Origin of the sequence: Komagataeibacter rhaeticus (assembly GCF_003207855.1) — a bacterium.
Lineage (GTDB): Bacteria > Pseudomonadota > Alphaproteobacteria > Acetobacterales > Acetobacteraceae > Komagataeibacter > Komagataeibacter rhaeticus.
Window position 1 is genome coordinate 29333 of record NZ_NKTZ01000014.1, and the last position, 16459, is coordinate 45791.

General features: G+C 63.6%; 17 protein-coding genes. 8 read left to right on the top strand and 9 right to left on the bottom strand.

Annotation, left to right across the window (positions count from 1 at the left end):
- Nucleotides 1-226: 226 nt before the first annotated feature.
- The 4 genes from CFR78_RS12105 to gltA all read left to right on the top strand — a co-directional run bounded on the left by CFR78_RS12105 (nucleotide 227) and on the right by gltA (nucleotide 3437).
- Nucleotides 227-1003, top strand: coding sequence for a metallophosphoesterase (locus CFR78_RS12105; protein ID WP_007400406.1), 777 nt, complete (start codon nucleotides 227-229; stop codon nucleotides 1001-1003).
- Between the two features lie 42 nt (nucleotides 1004-1045).
- Entirely contained in the window at nucleotides 1046-1363 is a 318-nt protein-coding gene (locus CFR78_RS12110) for a chorismate mutase (RefSeq protein WP_007400405.1), read from the top strand.
- A gap of 8 nt (nucleotides 1364-1371) precedes the next feature.
- On the top strand, nucleotides 1372-1914 hold the full coding sequence (locus tag CFR78_RS12115; protein ID WP_034933698.1) for a SixA phosphatase family protein: 543 nt from the start codon (nucleotides 1372-1374) through the stop codon (nucleotides 1912-1914).
- A gap of 224 nt (nucleotides 1915-2138) precedes the next feature.
- The gene (gene gltA / locus CFR78_RS12120; RefSeq protein WP_007400403.1) at nucleotides 2139-3437 is read left to right on the top strand and encodes a citrate synthase; all 1299 of its coding nucleotides are present in this window, start codon (nucleotides 2139-2141) and stop codon (nucleotides 3435-3437) included.
- A gap of 161 nt (nucleotides 3438-3598) precedes the next feature.
- On the opposite strand, the gene CFR78_RS12125 is transcribed toward gltA, so the two are convergent.
- On the bottom strand, nucleotides 3599-3853 hold the full coding sequence (locus CFR78_RS12125; RefSeq protein ID WP_034933701.1) for a hypothetical protein: 255 nt from the start codon (nucleotides 3851-3853) through the stop codon (nucleotides 3599-3601).
- 229 nt (nucleotides 3854-4082) lie between these two features.
- Between CFR78_RS12125 and CFR78_RS12130 the strand changes: the two genes are divergently transcribed.
- Nucleotides 4083-4844, top strand: a complete 762-nt coding sequence (locus CFR78_RS12130; RefSeq protein WP_034933703.1) for an orotate phosphoribosyltransferase — start codon at nucleotides 4083-4085, stop codon at nucleotides 4842-4844.
- A gap of 15 nt (nucleotides 4845-4859) precedes the next feature.
- Nucleotides 4860-5699 (top strand): glutamate racemase, encoded by an 840-nt coding sequence (locus CFR78_RS12135; protein ID WP_034933706.1) that lies wholly within the window; start codon nucleotides 4860-4862, stop codon nucleotides 5697-5699.
- Nucleotides 5700-5850: 151 nt separating this feature from the next.
- Here the strand turns inward: CFR78_RS12135 and CFR78_RS12140 are convergent, their stop codons facing one another.
- Entirely contained in the window at nucleotides 5851-6855 is a 1005-nt protein-coding gene (locus CFR78_RS12140; RefSeq protein WP_034933709.1) for a polyprenyl synthetase family protein, read from the bottom strand.
- A gap of 160 nt (nucleotides 6856-7015) precedes the next feature.
- Here CFR78_RS12140 and CFR78_RS12145 point away from each other — a divergent pair, with 160 nt between their 5' ends.
- The gene (locus CFR78_RS12145; RefSeq protein WP_084149829.1) at nucleotides 7016-7810 is read left to right on the top strand and encodes a tRNA1(Val) (adenine(37)-N6)-methyltransferase; all 795 of its coding nucleotides are present in this window, start codon (nucleotides 7016-7018) and stop codon (nucleotides 7808-7810) included.
- 106 nt (nucleotides 7811-7916) lie between these two features.
- Here CFR78_RS12145 and CFR78_RS12150 read toward each other — a convergent pair whose 3' ends face one another.
- The 7 genes from CFR78_RS12150 to uvrC all read right to left on the bottom strand — a co-directional run bounded on the left by CFR78_RS12150 (nucleotide 7917) and on the right by uvrC (nucleotide 15167).
- Entirely contained in the window at nucleotides 7917-8921 is a 1005-nt protein-coding gene (locus CFR78_RS12150; RefSeq protein WP_034933714.1) for a ribonucleotide-diphosphate reductase subunit beta, read from the bottom strand.
- Between the two features lie 109 nt (nucleotides 8922-9030).
- Nucleotides 9031-10884, bottom strand: a complete 1854-nt coding sequence (locus CFR78_RS12155) for a ribonucleoside-diphosphate reductase subunit alpha (protein ID WP_263626869.1) — start codon at nucleotides 10882-10884, stop codon at nucleotides 9031-9033.
- A 321-nt stretch (nucleotides 10885-11205) separates the two neighbouring features.
- Entirely contained in the window at nucleotides 11206-11670 is a 465-nt protein-coding gene (locus tag CFR78_RS12160; protein WP_007400393.1) for a molybdenum cofactor biosynthesis protein MoaE, read from the bottom strand.
- 7 nt (nucleotides 11671-11677) lie between these two features.
- Nucleotides 11678-11932: a molybdopterin converting factor subunit 1 gene (gene moaD, locus CFR78_RS12165; RefSeq protein ID WP_034933718.1), complete on the bottom strand. Its 255-nt coding sequence runs from the start codon at nucleotides 11930-11932 to the stop codon at nucleotides 11678-11680.
- 56 nt (nucleotides 11933-11988) lie between these two features.
- The gene (locus CFR78_RS12170) at nucleotides 11989-12495 is read right to left on the bottom strand and encodes a hypothetical protein (protein ID WP_240471504.1); all 507 of its coding nucleotides are present in this window, start codon (nucleotides 12493-12495) and stop codon (nucleotides 11989-11991) included.
- Nucleotides 12496-12588: 93 nt separating this feature from the next.
- The gene (gene pgsA, locus CFR78_RS12175) at nucleotides 12589-13188 is read right to left on the bottom strand and encodes a CDP-diacylglycerol--glycerol-3-phosphate 3-phosphatidyltransferase (protein WP_034933722.1); all 600 of its coding nucleotides are present in this window, start codon (nucleotides 13186-13188) and stop codon (nucleotides 12589-12591) included.
- A 92-nt stretch (nucleotides 13189-13280) separates the two neighbouring features.
- Nucleotides 13281-15167, bottom strand: coding sequence for an excinuclease ABC subunit UvrC (gene uvrC, locus CFR78_RS12180; protein WP_034933724.1), 1887 nt, complete (start codon nucleotides 15165-15167; stop codon nucleotides 13281-13283).
- A 380-nt stretch (nucleotides 15168-15547) separates the two neighbouring features.
- Between uvrC and CFR78_RS12185 the strand changes: the two genes are divergently transcribed.
- Nucleotides 15548-16342, top strand: a complete 795-nt coding sequence (locus CFR78_RS12185) for an exodeoxyribonuclease III (protein ID WP_040000041.1) — start codon at nucleotides 15548-15550, stop codon at nucleotides 16340-16342.
- Nucleotides 16343-16459: the final 117 nt, after the last annotated feature.

Consider the following 16459-nt stretch of genomic DNA (forward strand, 5'->3'; position numbering starts at 1 on the left):
ATTTTTGGCAACATGCGCGCCGCCCCTGTACAATGTCGTTCCCCGGATGCAACCGTTTTGTGGCATCCGGGCTACATTCTTGCCCATACCCCTAGTGCATGGCGGCCAATGTTGTGAATAATAGGAAACCAGACCCAGCCAAGGGGCAGCGGCGCACACGGCACGGCCAGCAGCAACAGGAGAGGATTTTCGTTTGAGACGTCGATTTCCCTCTCCCCGTCCCGTCATGGCGCATGATGGCGCGACCGCGTCCCCCACGGCGCGCGAGGGTGCGCCGCCGCGCGCGCCCCTGATCACGCCCGCGCACCCACTGGCGGACCTGCTGGCGGGCAGGAAGCTGCGCGTGGTGGGCGATGTGCATGGGGACCTGCATGCCTTCCGCCATGCAGCGGCCACGGACCGTTTTGTCATACAGCTGGGCGACCTGATCGATTACGGGCCGGACAGCGCGGGGGCGTTCCGGCTCATGCAGCAGCTGATCGACGAGCGGCGCGGCCTGTTCATCCTGGGCAATCATGACCGCAAGCTGGCCCGTGCGCTGCAGGGCCGCAAGATGCGCCGTGATCCCCCGCTCATGGAAACGCTGGCCCAGTTCATGGCCGAGGAAAATGCCGACGTGCACCAGCGCGCCCTGGCCGATCTGGCCCTGGCCCCCGCCTGGATCGTGATCGGGCGATCCGTGTTCGTGCATGGGGGCTTTCATGTCCGCATGCTGGGCGAGGCGCCACCGCCGGGACTGGGCACGGTCACGCCCCTGCTTTCGCGCGCGCTGTTTGGCGAGACCACGGGCCGGATGCAGAAGGATGGCTACCCCGAGCGCAGGCTGAACTGGGTGGACCATATTCCCGCGGGCTATACGGTCTATTGCGGGCATGACCGCCGTTCGACCGACGGGCGGCCATGGGTCCGCCACGGGCGCATGGGGGGCCGCGCCATCTTTACCGATACGGGGGCGGGCAAGGGTGGCCACCTGGCATGGATCGACCTGCCGCCACTCCTGTAAACCCAGCCCCTTATCCGATCTTGCAAAGGAAAACCGACACCGATGAACAGCACCCAGGCCCGGCATGAGGCAGCGCAGCAGAAACTTGAGGACCTGCGCCGCAGCATCGACAATATCGATGCGGCCCTGATCTACATGCTGGCCGAGCGCTTCCGCCACACGCAGGCCGTGGGCCGGCTCAAGGCCGCCAACGACATGCCCCCCGCCGACCCCGCGCGTGAGGCCCGGCAGGTCGCCCGCCTGCGCCAGCTTGCCGCCACCGCCCGGCTTGATCCGGATTTCGCGGAAAAATTCCTCGCCTTCATCATCCGTGAAGTGATCCGCCACCACGAGGCCATAGCCGCGGGTAAGGAAGGCTGAACCCGCCCATGACCGACCCGAAAGCCCTGCCCGCGCGCCAGCTGGTGCTGATGCGCCATGCCCAGGCCGCCCCTGCCCCGTTTGGCGAGATGGGCCAGGATGCCGACATGCGCCGCCCCCTGACCCCCCATGGGCAGCACATGGCCGCGCGCTGCGGGGCATGGCTGCGGGCGCGCCACTTCGCACCCGACCTGGTGCTGGTCAGTCCCGCACTGCGCACGGTGCAGACGCTGGAGGCGATCGGATCATTTTATGGCGATCGGCAACCTGATATCCGACATGTGAACGCATTGTACGACGCACTGCCCGCAACCATTCGGGACATGCTGTATGAAGTTCCAGATAAATGCAGCAATATCATGATATTAGGCCATAACCCCGGCCTGTATGCACTGGTCCTGCACTGGGCTGCCGGGCGGTGCCCGACGGCACTGGAGCCAGCGCTGCAACAGGGCTTTCCCCCCGCCTCGATTGCCTGTCTGGGCACACAGAAACCGTGGAATACCGCCACGGATGGCGAAATTCACCTGCGGGACCTGTATTGCCAATAATGTCATTGCCCGGGGCGGGCTGGGTGGATTGCCACGGCAGGGGTTTCGTTCCTATCGTCTGTCCCGAGGCCCGATGCCAGCCGCGCCCTGAGCGGCAGCCGGGTAAAAAAATTTGGGCACACTGACAAACTGCCGCACGAACGGCAGACCGCCCGGAGGTTGGAGACACGTGCCGCCCCGTGCCAACGGGCACGCAGCGGGGGCACCCAAGAGGAGTGTTGTAGATGAGCGAGTCCGAGAAAACCGCCACAATCTCGCTGAATGGCAAGGATGTTGCCCTGCCCGTGCTGTCGGGCACGCTTGGCCCGGATGTTGTTGACATCCGCAAGCTGCCGGCACAGGCCGGGGTCTTTACCTATGATCCCGGTTATGGCGAAACGGCTTCATGCTCCAGCAAGATCACCTTCATCGACGGTGAAAAGGGCATCCTGCTGCATCGCGGCTACCCCATCGCGCAGCTGGCCGAACAGGCGACCTTCATGGAGGTGGCCTATCTGCTGCTCAATGGCGAACTGCCCGCAAAGGCGGAATACGACACGTTCGTAAACTCCATCAAGCACCACACGCTGCTGCATGAGCAGATCCGCAACTTCTTCAACGGTTTCCGCCGTGATGCCCATCCCATGGCCATCCTGTGCGGCACGGTGGGCGCGCTGTCCTCCTTCTATCACGAAGGGCTGGATGTCTCGAACGCCGCCACGCGCTACCAGTCGGCGCTGCGCATCATCGCCAAGATCCCGACCATCGCGGCATGGGCCTACAAATACACCCAGGGCGAGACCTTCGTGTATCCGCGCAACGACCTGTCCTATGCGGAAAACTTCCTGTCCATGATGTTCGCGGTGCCCAGCGAGCCGTACAAGGTCAATCCGGTGCTGGCACGCGCCATGGACCGCATCCTGATCCTGCATGCCGACCACGAGCAGAATGCCTCCACCTCCACCGTGCGGCTGGCGGGTTCGACCGGCGCCAATCCGTTCGCCTGCATTTCCGCAGGCATCGCGGCCCTGTGGGGTCCCGCCCATGGTGGCGCCAACGAGGCCGTGCTGAAAATGCTGGCCGAGATCGGGCACAAGGACAACATTCCCGAATTCATCGCCAAGGTGAAGGACAAGAACAGCGGCGTGCGCCTGATGGGCTTTGGCCACCGGGTGTACAAGAACTTCGACCCGCGCGCCAAGATCATGCAGGCCACCTGCCATGAAGTGCTGGGTGAACTGGGGATCAAGGACGATCCGCTGCTTGACCTTGCGATCGAGCTGGAAAAGATCGCCATCCATGATGAATATTTCGTCAAGCGCAGCCTGTACCCGAATGTCGATTTCTATTCGGGCATCATCCTCAAGGCCATGGGCATTCCCACCAGCATGTTCACCGTGCTGTTTGCCGTGGCCCGCACCACCGGCTGGATCAGCCAGTGGAAGGAAATGATCGAGGAGCCGGGACAGCGCATCGGCCGCCCGCGCCAGCTTTACACCGGCTCCCCGCAGCGGGACTTCACGCCGTTTGACAAGCGTGGCTGAATAACGACAGCACCCCCACCCGGCGGCACCGCGCGGCCGGGTGACGGGACCCGTGCCGGGCGTAACGGCCCGTAACGGGACAGACATAAAAAGGGGCAGGCCGCACCCGCGACCTGCCCCTTTTCCTGTTCAGGGTGGTTTTTCGGCAAGGCCCTGCCGGGTCAGTCGCACTCGCAGCCGTTAGTGGGGCCGGGACGCCGCTGGATGACATGATGGTCGATCCATTCCGACACCAGCCGCCGCGCCTCGTTAAGCGAGGATTCGGGATGGTGGATACGATACAGGGTGGTGCAGGCGTGAAAGGCCGACACATCGCTGGTCCCGACGCCACGCAGTTCCTGGTAGGCGGTGATTACGGCACGCTCGCACTTGCGAGAGATGCGACTGTTTTCAACAGACACGATGCGATGATCCATTAGTGAGAATGATTATCAGTATTGGCATATTAGAGCGAATACCCCGTGGGGGCAAGGGAGGCGTGGCCTCACACTCTGCTGAACGGGTCACGTTATATTTCCGATACCGGCTTTTTTTTGGCAATTCCAGCAGCGGGCTGACGTAGACAGATGGATTTTCGGCTCTGTTGCGGTTAATCGTCTGTGCAGTCATTCACGACAGTAGACATTATTGGGCCGGAGATAGGGTATGCACGACGCCACGGGGAACGGGGCCGGACTTTCAACAGGGTCAACCGCATGGGACCGCGATGCCGCATTGATGACGGCACGCCTGCTGCTGGAAATCAAGGCTGTCAACTTCCGCCCCGATGATCCCTATACCCTGACCTCGGGCTGGAAATCCCCGGTCTACATCGATTGCCGCCGCATCATCTTCTTCCCCCGCGCGCGGCAGAAGATCATGGAACTGGCGGTGGAAAAGATCGGCCGCCACGTAGGTTATGAAAGCATTGACGCCGTTGTGGGCGGCGAGACGGCGGGCATCCCGTTCGCCGCCTGGATTGCCGACCGCATGATGGCGCCCATGGCCTATGTGCGCAAGAAGCCCAAGGGCTTTGGCCGCAATGCCCAGATCGAGGGCGATGTGCCCGAAGGCATGCGCACCCTGCTGGTGGAGGACCTGACCACCGATGGCTCGTCCAAGGTGCAGTTCGCCAACGCGCTGCGCAACGCGGGTGCGATCGTGGACCACACGTTTGTCGTGTTCTTCTACGGCGTGTTCCCCGGTGCCTACCGCACGCTGGCGGACATGAACATAAGCCTGCATGCGCTGTGCACCTGGTGGGATGTACTGGAAGCCTGCGCGGGCAAGCCCTATTTCGCGGAAAAGGACGCCGCCGAGGTCCGCCGCTTCCTTGAAGATCCTTGTGCCTGGTCGGCAAAGCATGGCGGCGTGGGCAGTGCCGAGGAAGCCCTGGCACTTAAAACCAGGCGAGACGCCGGGGCCTGACCGACAGGCCGGTTGATGGCGCGTATCCTTGCCTTCGATTCCGGTATTGGCGGGCTGGGGGTCGTAGCCCAGCTTCGTGCCCTGCTGCCCGGTGTACCGATCGACTATCTGGCGGACACCGCCGTCTATCCCTATGGCGAGCAGCCCGATGCCCTGCTGCGGCACCGGATCGTCACCCTGCTGGGCCAGGCCATTGCCCGCCTGCGGCCCAGCGTGGTGGTCATTGCCTGCAATACCGCCAGCACCCTGGCGCTGGACAGCCTGCGCGCGACTTATGGCATACCCTTTGTCGGCTGCGTGCCCCCCATCAAATGGGCGGCGGACCATACCCGCACCGGCACCATCGGCCTGCTGGCCACGCGCGCCACGGTGCGCAGGCCCTATCTGCAGGACCTGCACGCCCGTTTCGCCCCGCGCTGCACCCTGCTGGCCCATGGCGCGCGCGGGCTTGCGGATATGGCGGAACGTGCCTTCCGTGGCCTGCCCCCCGACCGCACGCAGCTTGCCATCGAGCTTGACGGACTGTTCGGCCAACCCGGCGGCGCGGCAATTGATGTGGTGGGCATTGGCTGCACGCACTACACCTTTCTGCTTGATGCCCTGCGCGAAAGCGGGCCAGCCGGCGTAACGTGGCTGGACCCTGCGCCCGCCGTGGCACGACAGGCCGCACGGGTGCTGACGGAGCAGGCGCCTGCCATACCATGCGCCACGGGGGGGGAACGGGTCTGTTTTACCGCATTGCCGCCCGACTTCCCTGCCCTGCTGCCCGGCCTGGGCTGGCTGGGCTATGGGGCGGATGCCCTGTCCGTGTTCACGGCAGGGGAGAACCCTGCCACACACCCGATAGGAAACTGAAAGAAGTTTCTGGTGAAGCTTTTTTCAAAAAGCTTCAAAGAACGCCGCCTTTTTGAAAAAAGGCGGCACCCAAAAGCTTTTATTCTTTTATCAATGCGTTGTTCCAGACAGCCTTTAAGGGCTGACGGATAACGCCAGCCCCTGCCCCGCGCTAGCGCAGGCGGCTGACGGTGTAGCTGGCCGTATCCTGCAACAGCTGGCGCAGGTGGCCGGGCGGGAAGATGGACAGGGCTTCCCGCGCGGCATCGGCGTATTCAGTAGCCCGGTCCAGGGTAATGCGGATGGCATCCGTGCGGGCAATCAGCTGCAGGGCGTGATCCAGATCCTCGGGCTGCTGCTCGCTGCGTTCGATCACGCGCTGCCAGAATGCACGGTCCTCTTCCGATCCCGCCGCATAGGCGGCCAGCACCGGCAGGGTGATCTTGCCTTCGCGGAAGTCATCACCGACCGTCTTGCCCAGATGGGCCTGATCAGCGGCGTAATCCAGCGCGTCATCCACCAGCTGGAAGGCCATGCCAAGGTTGGTGCCGTAGGATTCAAGGGCGCGTTCCACCGTTTCGTCCCGTTCGGCCACCACCGCGCCCACACGGCAGGCAGCAGCGAAGAGCGCCGCAGTTTTGCCATGAATCACTTCCAGATACTGATCAATGCGCGTGGAAAGGTCATTCTGCGTGGACATCTGCAGCACTTCCCCTTCCGCGATGGTGGCGGAAGCGGATGAGAGGATATTCATGACCTTGAGCGAGCCATCATCCGTCATGAGCTGGAACGACCGGGCGAACAGGAAGTCCCCCACCAGTACCGATGCCTTGTTGCCGAACACCGCATTCGCGCTGGCCATGCCACGGCGCAGGGAACTTTCATCCACCACGTCATCATGCAGCAGGGTCGCGGTGTGGATGAACTCCACACACGCCGCAAGCCCCACATGGCGCTGGTGCGTGGCATCCGGCTGGTAGCCGCACAGCCGGGCGGAGGCCAGTGTCAGCAGCGGACGCAGCCGCTTGCCACCGGCAGCCACCAGATGGGCCGCAAGCTGGGGAATGAGTGCGACGGGGCTGTCCATCCGCTCGACAATGGCGCGGTTGCACGCCGCCATGTCATCCGCGAGATATTCCGCCAGATCGCGCAGGGCGACTTCTGATCCATCTGCCATCGGGCGGCGAGCCCCTCTGTCTTTCTGACTTGCCGTTTGGTCGGATTCCGGCAGACTAACTGCTAGGGCCAAAAGGTTACTCTCCCGGTTCCGAATGTATCAACATGGATACGAGTATATGGGCGGCGCTGGAATAACGGTCAAGCCGGAGCACGCAGGCATGGGGTGTGCGACAGCGCGGGTACTCCCCCCCCCACCCACGGATGGCGGCCCGGTCACGACCGGCACCCTGCTGGGAGGAAAGGTGCTCTATCGCCAGTTTCCGACCGGAAACCGGACTGGATTGGAACCGGTCCTGATGGCTGCTTTTGTGCCCGCACGCCCCGGACAGGTGGTGTTGGAAGCCGGATGCGGCGCGGGTGCCGGACTGCTCTGCCTTGCGAATCGGGTGCCACACCTGACCGGAATCGGGCTGGAGCATGACCCCGCCACCGGCCGCCTTGCCGCCCATAATTTCCAGATCAATGCGCGCGACGGCCTGCGGATCCGCGCCGCCACCCTGCCGGCCCTGCCCGATGACCCGCTGCTGTCCGGCCCCGGCACGCGCCGGATCGACCACGCCTTTGCCAACCCGCCCTGGCACGGGCACGATTCCACGCCATCGCCCCACAGGCAGCGTGACCTGGCCCACCGCCTGCCCGACGGTGCCCTGCGCGAGTGGACGCGCGTGCTGGCGGCCCAGCTGCGCCATCATGGCACGCTGACGCTGGCCCTGCCCGCTGCCCTGCTGGCGACGGGCATCAGCGCCATGGAGGCCGTGCGGCTGGGTGGCATAAGGATTTTCCCGTTCTGGCCCCGGGCCGGGCAGGCCGCGCGCATCGTTCTGGTACAGGGACGCGCCAACACGCGCGCGGGCAGCGAAATGCTGCCCGGCCTGATCCTGCATGAAACGGATGGCCGCTTCACCCCCGCCGCGCGTGCGGTGTTGGAGGATGGTGCAGCGCTTCGTGCCTGAAAAACAACGGGAAAAAGTTTTTGGTGACGCTTTTTTCAAAAAGCGTCAGGAAACGCCGCCCTGTTGAAAAAAGGCGGCGCCCAAAGCCTTTTCTTCCCCCTGTCATTCAGTCGCCGAAAGCTTCATCCCATGTGCCCGTAGTGGAGGCACGGCTGTATTCGGTTGCCCGGTTTTCAAAGAAATTGGCGTGCTCGACCGCATTGACCATCTCATCCACCCACGGCAGCGGGTTGGTGGCGATGTCATAGATCCCGTCCAGCCCCAGCTGGCCCAGGCGGCGGTTGGCCACGAAGCGGATGTAGCGCTTGACCTGTCCGGCATCCAGTCCTTCCACAGCACCCATCTCGAAGGACAGGTCGATGAAGGCATCCTCGTGCTCGACAATGTCGCGGCAGATCTGGCGGATGTCATCGCGCAGGGCATCGGTCCAGATTTCGGGGTTTTCCTGCACGAACACGCGGAACAGGCGGGCCATCGAATCACAGTGCAGCGATTCGTCCCGCACCGACCACGACACGATCTGCCCCATGCCCTTGAGCTTGTTGTGCCGGGGGAAGTTCAGCAGGATGGCAAAGGACGCGAAAAGCTGCAGCCCTTCGGTAAACGCGCCGAAGGCTGCCAGCGTGCGGGCGATCTGGTAGTTGTCACTGACCGAGAACTGCTGCATGTAGTCATATTTATCCTTCATTTCCTTATACTTGAGGAAAGCGGAATACTCGGTCTCGGGCATGCCGATAGTGTCGAGCAGATGACTGTAGGCCGCGATATGGATGGTCTCGATATTGGAAAAAGCCGAGAGCATCATCAGCACTTCAGTCGGTTTGAACACCTGGCTGTAGTGCTTCATGTAGCAGTTGTTCACCTCCACATCCGACTGGGTGAAGAAGCGGAAGATCTGGGTCACCAGATGCCGCTCGCTTTCGGTCAGGGTGCGGTGCCAGTCCTTCACATCATCGGCCAGCGGGACTTCCTCGGGCAGCCAGTGCACGCGCTGCTGGGTCAGCCAGGCATCATAGGCCCATGGATAGCGGAACGGCTTGTAGACGGGATTGGCCGTCAGCAGGCTCTGTTCCATGGGGGGCTGTGCGACGGGGGCGGCTGTATCGGTCATGGCCGTGCTGTCCTGTACGGAAATGACGCTGCCAGGCACAGGCCCGGCAGCGGAAGCATGATCGGAATCTCCCGCGTCAGGCCGCGAGAGCATGGGGCTGCCTGGCCTGTTACTGACAGGCCAGGCATTCCTCGTAATCGGTCGTGGTCGCGGGCCCCGCCGTGCCGGCGGCGTCCTCCCCCTCCCTGTGCGACAGGTCGCGCTTCTCCTGCCCGTCACTGACCGCATCGGCCCGCTGGATGGACAGCGAGCGGCAGTAATACAATGACTTCACCCCGCGCTTCCACGCCATGTAATGGATCTGGTGCAGGTCGCGCTTGTGCACATTGGCGGGCAGGAAGATGTTGATCGACTGCGCCTGGCACACATAGGGCGCGCGGTCGGCCGCATGCTCGATCACCCAGCGCTGGTCCAGTTCGAACGCGGTCTTGAACACGTCCTTCTCCTGCCGGGTCAGGAAGTCCAGATGCTGGACACTGCCCTTGTTCAGCGTGATGGAGGACCAGACCTCGCTCGTGTTCTGCCCGCGTTCGGTCAGCAGGCGGTCAAGGTGGCGGTTGCGCACGGTGAACGAGCCGGACAGGGTTTTCTGCAGGAACACGTTGGCGGCAATCGGCTCGATGCCGGGGCTGGCATTGCCCGCGATGATCGAGATCGAGGCCGTGGGCGCGATGGCCATCTTGTTGGAAAACCGCTCCATCACCCCGTAATCCGCCGCATCCGGGCACGGCCCGCGCTCTTCGGCCAGCTTGCGTGATGCCGCATCGGCCTGCGCGCGGATATGCTTGAAAATGCGCCGGTTCCAGCCCTTGGCCACCACACTTTCAAACGGCACGTTGTTGGCCTGCAGGAAGGAATGGAAGCCCATCACCCCCAGCCCCACCGAACGCTCGCGCATGGCGGCGTAGCGGGCGCGTTCCATGTCGTCCGGCGCGCGGTCGATGAAGTCCTGCAGCACGTTGTCGAGGAACAGCATCACGTCCTCGATAAACTGCGGGTTGTCCTTCCACTCCTCCCACGTCTCCAGGTTGAGCGAGGACAGGCAGCACACCGCCGTGCGCTCGCGGCCATGCTGGTCCATGCCGGTAGGCAGGGTGATTTCCGCGCACAGGTTGGAAGTCTTGACCTCCAGCCCCGCCAGCTTGTGGTGTTCGGGGCGGGCATTGTTCACATGGTCGGAAAAGATGATGTACGGCTCGCCCTGCTCCATGCGCGCGGTCAGGATGCGGATCCACAGCGCGCGTGCCGAGACCTTGCGGATGACCGTGTTGTCCTTGGGGGAAAGCAGTGCCCATTCATCATCATCCGCCACCGCGCGCATGAAGGCGTCGGGCACCAGCACCCCATGGTGCAGGTTGAGCGCCTTGCGGTTGGGGTCACCGCCGGTGGGGCGGCGCAGTTCGATGAATTCCTCGATCTCGGGGTGCCAGACCGGCAGGTAGACCGCGGCCGACCCCCGGCGCAGCGACCCCTGGCTGATGGCCAGCGTCAGGCTGTCCATCACGCGGATGAACGGAATTACGCCGGAAGTCTTGCCATTGCGGCCCACGTTCTCGCCAATCGAGCGCAGGTTGCCCCAGTACGACCCGATGCCGCCACCCTTGGACGCCAGCCAGACATTCTCGTTCCACAGGTCCACGATGCCACGCAGGCTGTCATTCGCCTCGTTCAGGAAGCACGAGATGGGCAGGCCGCGCGTGGTGCCGCCATTGGACAGCACGGGGGTGGCGGGCATGAACCAGTGGCGTGAGATATAGTCATACAGCCGCTGCGCGTGGGCCGCGTCCGCACCGTAATAGGACGCCACACGACCGAACAGGTCCTGGTAGCTCTCACCGGGCAGCAGGTAGCGGTTATCGAGCGTGGCCTTGCCAAACGCCGTCAGCAGCGCGTCGCGGCTGTGGTCCACGCGCACGGGATGGTGGCCGGGCAACTGGACCACATTGTCCAGCATGTCAGACATTTCAGGCATCGTGGCACTGTCCTTTCCCTGGACGATTCCATCGCCGCTGGCAGCACCATCGACCATGCCGCCGGATACACCGTCCAGGACCATTTGCATTCTCCATAACCCGCTCACAGCCGCACACAGGACCGGGCGGGTCCTGTGTGCGGGTGGAGCATCCATTTGTAATATGACCCCATATATGGATCAGACTGCTGTCGATTGCACTACATAATGTGTGGGGACAAAATGTGGACCGTTGCGCCGAATCAGCGGGCAAGCTTGCGTCAAGTATGCAAAAGGCATCTTTTATTTTTTTAAATTCGGCATGCCCGCCCCTCACGCCCCCAGCGTGCCCCAGCGCGCGGTTGCCGCGTCATCACAGGCGCGCGGAGCGACCCAGGCCGTGCTTCCATCGGCAAATTCCTCGCGTTTCCAGAAAGGTGCGTGGGTCTTGAGCCAGTCCATCATGAATTCCGTCGCCCCCAGCGCGCCCCCCCTGTGGGCCGAGGCACACAGCACCAGCACGATGGGCATGCCCACCGCCAGTCGGCCCACACGGTGGATGATGGTGCAGCCCACAAGCCCGAATCGCGTACAGGCGGATTCGGCAATCTGGCGCATCATGGTCTCGGTCATGCCGGGGTAGTGTTCCAGTTCCAGCGCCACCAGGCCGCCGCCGCCCCGAACAAAACCCGTAAACGCGCCCACTCCCCCCACTTCCGTCTGCCCTGCCAGCAGGGCCGTGGTCTCGTGGGCGGAATCGAACGCTTCCGCCTGAACGCGGATCGTAACGCGGGACATGGCGCGGTCAGCCTCCGGTAACGGGGGGGAAGAAGGCAATCTCGTCATTGGCGGCAATGGTGGCCGCGTTTGTGGCGAAACTCTGGTTCACGGCAACGCGGATCAGTTCCGGCCGGCCAAAGATCTCGGCATACGCGCCGCCACGGGCGTGCAACTGGCTGATCAGGCCCGCCACGGAGTCCACGCCCGGTGGCAGGGGCAGTGTCTCACCGGGGCGGCCAAGCCGGTCCCGCAGCCATGCAAAATAGAGAATGCGCAGCATTCCGGTTTCATCTCCCTGTCTGCGGGCCATGACTGACGGATGGCCGGAGCCACCCCTCAGGGGGCCTGCTGTTCGTGAACCGTGCCATCGGCGCCAACCAGGGTACTGGTGCCATCGCCATTGGGCACGATGATGGTTGAATCCGACACGCCCTTATGCGTCGCCTCTCCCGCCAAGGGCAATGCGGAAACAGGCAGTGCCTCCGCCTGCATGCCATCGGGTGCCGGATCGTTGCCGATCTGCATCTCGCCACCGGCAGGCAGGTCCACCTCACGCTCGACCAGACGGGAGCGCGCGGCCGCATTGCCCGGGCCGTCCGGCCCCGCGCCAATGGCGTCCAGCGCCATCTGCCCGGACGGCAGGACCGGCCAGATATTATGCTCCTGCGCCACGATGGGCGGGACCCGGGCAACCCTGCCTGCTACACGGCGCATGTTTTCCACATCCGTGCGCGGGGTGTTGGGCAGGCTGCCCGGCAGTTCCGTATTGTCGGACAGGATTTTGCCAAAGCCGCCACATCCGGCCAGACATAGCAGCAATGACAGCAGCATGGCGTTACGCACCGTGTTCTCCCCTTTCCCGGCCTGTCCGGCACAAGGTGGACCCGTCAGCCCACAGGAGAGAGCAACCACGCCGCGCGTTAATTTTTCATGTAATCAGGGCGATAATTTTGTCGCCCCCGCCCCGGCGCCGCTGACATGGCGCAGCCCGGTGGACAGGTAGTCCCACCCGGTAATCAGGGTCAGGACGGCGGCGATCCACATCATGATGGCCCCCAGCGCGTTGACGGGCAGCCAGCCGATATGCAGCAGCCCCGCCGTGCTGTCGCCCGCCAGCAGGAAGCCGATGGCGGTCATCTGGAATCCGGTTTTCCATTTTGCCAGCCGGGTTACCGGCAACCCCACGCGGGTTGCGGCCAGGTATTCCCGCAGGCCACTGACCAGGATCTCCCGCGAGAGGATGATGATGGCCGGGTACAGGCAGCCGTACGGCAGCCGCCCCAGCCCCGCCATGACCATGAGCGAGGCACCGACCAGCAGCTTGTCGGCAATCGGGTCCAGCATGCGGCCCAGGTCGGAATTCTGGTTCCAGGCCCGCGCCAGCTTGCCATCCAGGTAGTCGGTAATCCCCGCCAGGATGAACAGCACGCAGGCAGCGCAGTCGGTCTGGGGGGTGTGCAGGACAACCAGCCCGACAACAAGGGGAACCACAATGATGCGGGACAGGGTCAGGAGATTGGGCAGGTCGGTAAGCATGCTGATACTGCTATAGCCAAGGATGGGGAAAAGCCGAAATACTGATAACGCCTGTCAGGCAGGTTCTATGCTCACATCTGCATGACAGCCGATCAGTCCCCTGTCCAGTCGGGATGGAAATATCCGTATATGGCACGCGCCATGTCACGGTTGATACCGGGTGCATTTTCCAGTTCCCCCAGACCCGCCTGGCGCACGCTGCGGGCCGAGCCGAAATGCTTGAGCAGCGCACGCTTGCGTGCAGGTCCAACGCCCGGAATATCGTCCAGTTCCGAGCGCACCAGCGTTTTGGAACGGCCCGCGCGGTGGGTGGTGATGGCAAAGCGGTGTGCCTCGTCCCGCAGGCGCTGGAGGTAGTACAGCACCGGGTCACGCGGCGGGAGCTGGAAGGGGGCGCGGCCTTCGGTATGGAACCATTCGCGCCCGGCATCCCTGTCCGGCCCCTTGGCAATGGCCACCAGCGTCACCCCCGTGACCCCCAGTTCGTCCAGCACGCCGCGCACGGCGGTATACTGCCCGGCACCGCCATCGATCAGCAGGATGTCGGGCCAGTCCTCGGGGCGCACGCCCTCCTCGCGGTCCTTCAGCGCGCGGCGGAAGCGGCGTTCCAGCACCTCGCGCATCATGGCGAAGTCATCGCCCGGCGTGACCGGCCCCTTGATGGAGAATTTGCGGTAGGCCCGCTTGTCAAACCCTTCCGGCCCGCCCACCACCATCACGCCATAGGCATTGGCGCCCTGGATGTGGCTGTTGTCGTAGGTCTCGATCCGGCGCGGGGGTTCCGCCAGCCCGAACAGGTCGGCCACGCCCTGCAAAAGCCGGGCCTGGCCGGCGCTTTCCGCCATCCTGCGCTCCAGCGCTTCGCGCGCGTTGATTTCGGCATGCTCGATCACGCCGCGCTTTTCGCCACGCCGGGGGTGGATGATCTCCACCTTCCGCCCCCGCCGCAGGCCCAGCGCCGCGGTCAGCACGTCCAGTTCCGGCAGGTCCTGATTGACCAGGACCTGCGCCGGCGGCGGCTTGTCGTCATAGAACTGGCCGATGAAGGCGGCGAGCACGTCGGGCGCGTTCTCGTCACGCGCATGGCTGGGAAAGAACGCCCGGTTGCCGTTGTTGCGCCCGGCGCGGATGAAGAACACCTGAATGCAGGACTGCCCCGCGATCTGCCAGATGGCGATGATGTCCGCATCCGTCACGGTGGAGGGATTGATGACGCTGGAATCCTGCTGCAACGCCGAAAGCCCCCGTATGCGGTCGCGGATCGCCGCCGCGCGCTCGAACTCCAGCGCGCCTGCCGCCTCCTCCATCTCGCGCCCCAGCTGTTCGCGCATATGAGGGTTGCGGCCCGCCAGGAAGTCGCGTGCCTGGGCGGCCAGCCCGGCATAGTCCTCGCGGCTTATGCGGTCGGTGCAGGGGGCCGAGCAGCGGTGGATCTGATGCAGAAGGCACGGGCGCGTGCGGCCCTGCATCTCGCTGTCGGAGCATGAGCGCAGCAGGAAGGTGCGCTGGAGCAGGTTGAGCGTCTGGTTGACCGACCAGGCGGACGCGAACGGCCCCCAGTAGCTTGCCCCCTTCACCGGCTTGCCCCGGTGCTTGCTGATCTGGGGGAATTCATGCCGGTCGGTCAGCATGATCCACGGATAGCTCTTATCGTCGCGCAGCAGGATGTTGTACCGCGGCTGCATGCGCTTGATGTAGTTGGACTCCAGCAGCAGGGCCTCGGCCTCGGTATGGGTCGTGACGATTTCCATGCCGTGGGTTTCGGACACCATGCGCCGCAGCCGTTCGGTCAGGCGGCTGACATGGGTATAGGACGTCACGCGCTTCTTCAGGTTGAGCGCCTTGCCCACGTACAGCACATCACCCTTTGCCCCCAGCATGCGGTACACGCCGGGGGATTGCGGCATGGTCTGCAGGGCATGGTGGATCGCCGCCACCCCCACGGGCCGGGTCGGGGGGGCTGAAATGGCCGTTGTCATGGTTGGTGGCCGTTCATCCACCGATGATGTGGATAAGTCTGTGGAGCAGCAGCAGAAAAAAACGTGCGGATGGCGGTTTTCCTTTCCTGCAACTGGATTGCCCAAAAAAACATCACTAAAGATAACCTACTGTTTTATAACAATTATATTTGGGAACCCCGCAGCCGGAAAAAAAATCCCACCCCTGATTGGCCAGATTCATGCCTGTCAACCCCACAGGTGGACAAATTGTGGCATCAGTGTGATGGCGGGGTCCGGTTTCCTTTTTGCACGAAATATCAGCCGCCTTTTGCAATTCGTTCCTGTTTTTGTCCTGCACGGCCCGGCGGGGGCGGAAAAATATTCTTGTCAGCCCCGCCCGGATCGGCAATGCACCCGATATGCGTATCGTAACCTGGAATATCAATTCCCTCCGCCTGCGGATGCCCCTGCTCGCCCGTCTCTGCGCGGAAACGGCGCCCGACATGGTCTGCCTGCAGGAAACCAAGGTGCCCGATGCCCTGTTCCCGCTGGAGGCGGTGCGGGCGCTGGGGTTCGGCCATGTCGCCTATCGCGGCATGAAGGGATATAATGGCGTGGCCATCCTGTCACGCCAGCCGGTGCAGGTGCTGGAGGATACGCCGGACTGGTGCGCGCGGGGCGACTGCCGCCACCTGGCCGTACGCCATGGCAGCGGGGAGACGGCCATCGACGTGCATGATTTCTACGTGCCCGCCGGGGGTGACATTCCCGACCCGGATGAAAACCCCAAATTCGCCCACAAGCTGGCATTTGTGGAAGAGGCACGCCACTGGTTTTCCGCCCGCGCCATGCGGCGTACGGTGCTGGTGGGGGATCTGAACATCGCCCCGCTGGAACACGATGTGTGGAGCCATAAGCAGTTGCTGAAGATCGTCAGCCACACCCCGGCGGAAACCGAACGCCTGCTGGCATGGCAGCAGACCGGCTTTATCGACGCGATGCGCCACTTCGTACCCCCGGCGGAGAAGCTTTACACTTGGTGGTCCTATCGCAACCGTGACTGGAGTGCCTCTGACCGGGGGCGGCGGCTGGACCATGTATGGGTCACGCCCGACCTGAGGGACGCGCTGCGCGGCATGCAGGTGCTCCGCCCCGCGCGAGACTGGGACAAGCCATCCGACCATGTGCCGGTCATTGTCGATATGGACGCCTGAGCGTCCTGCCCCCGCGGGAATTGTCTGAAAACGATTCATGGGAAAACATGGACGTTCCCGGATGCCGGTAGCGTTCTGGAAAACACGTTACCGGACACGTCCGCATGACGGGCAGGA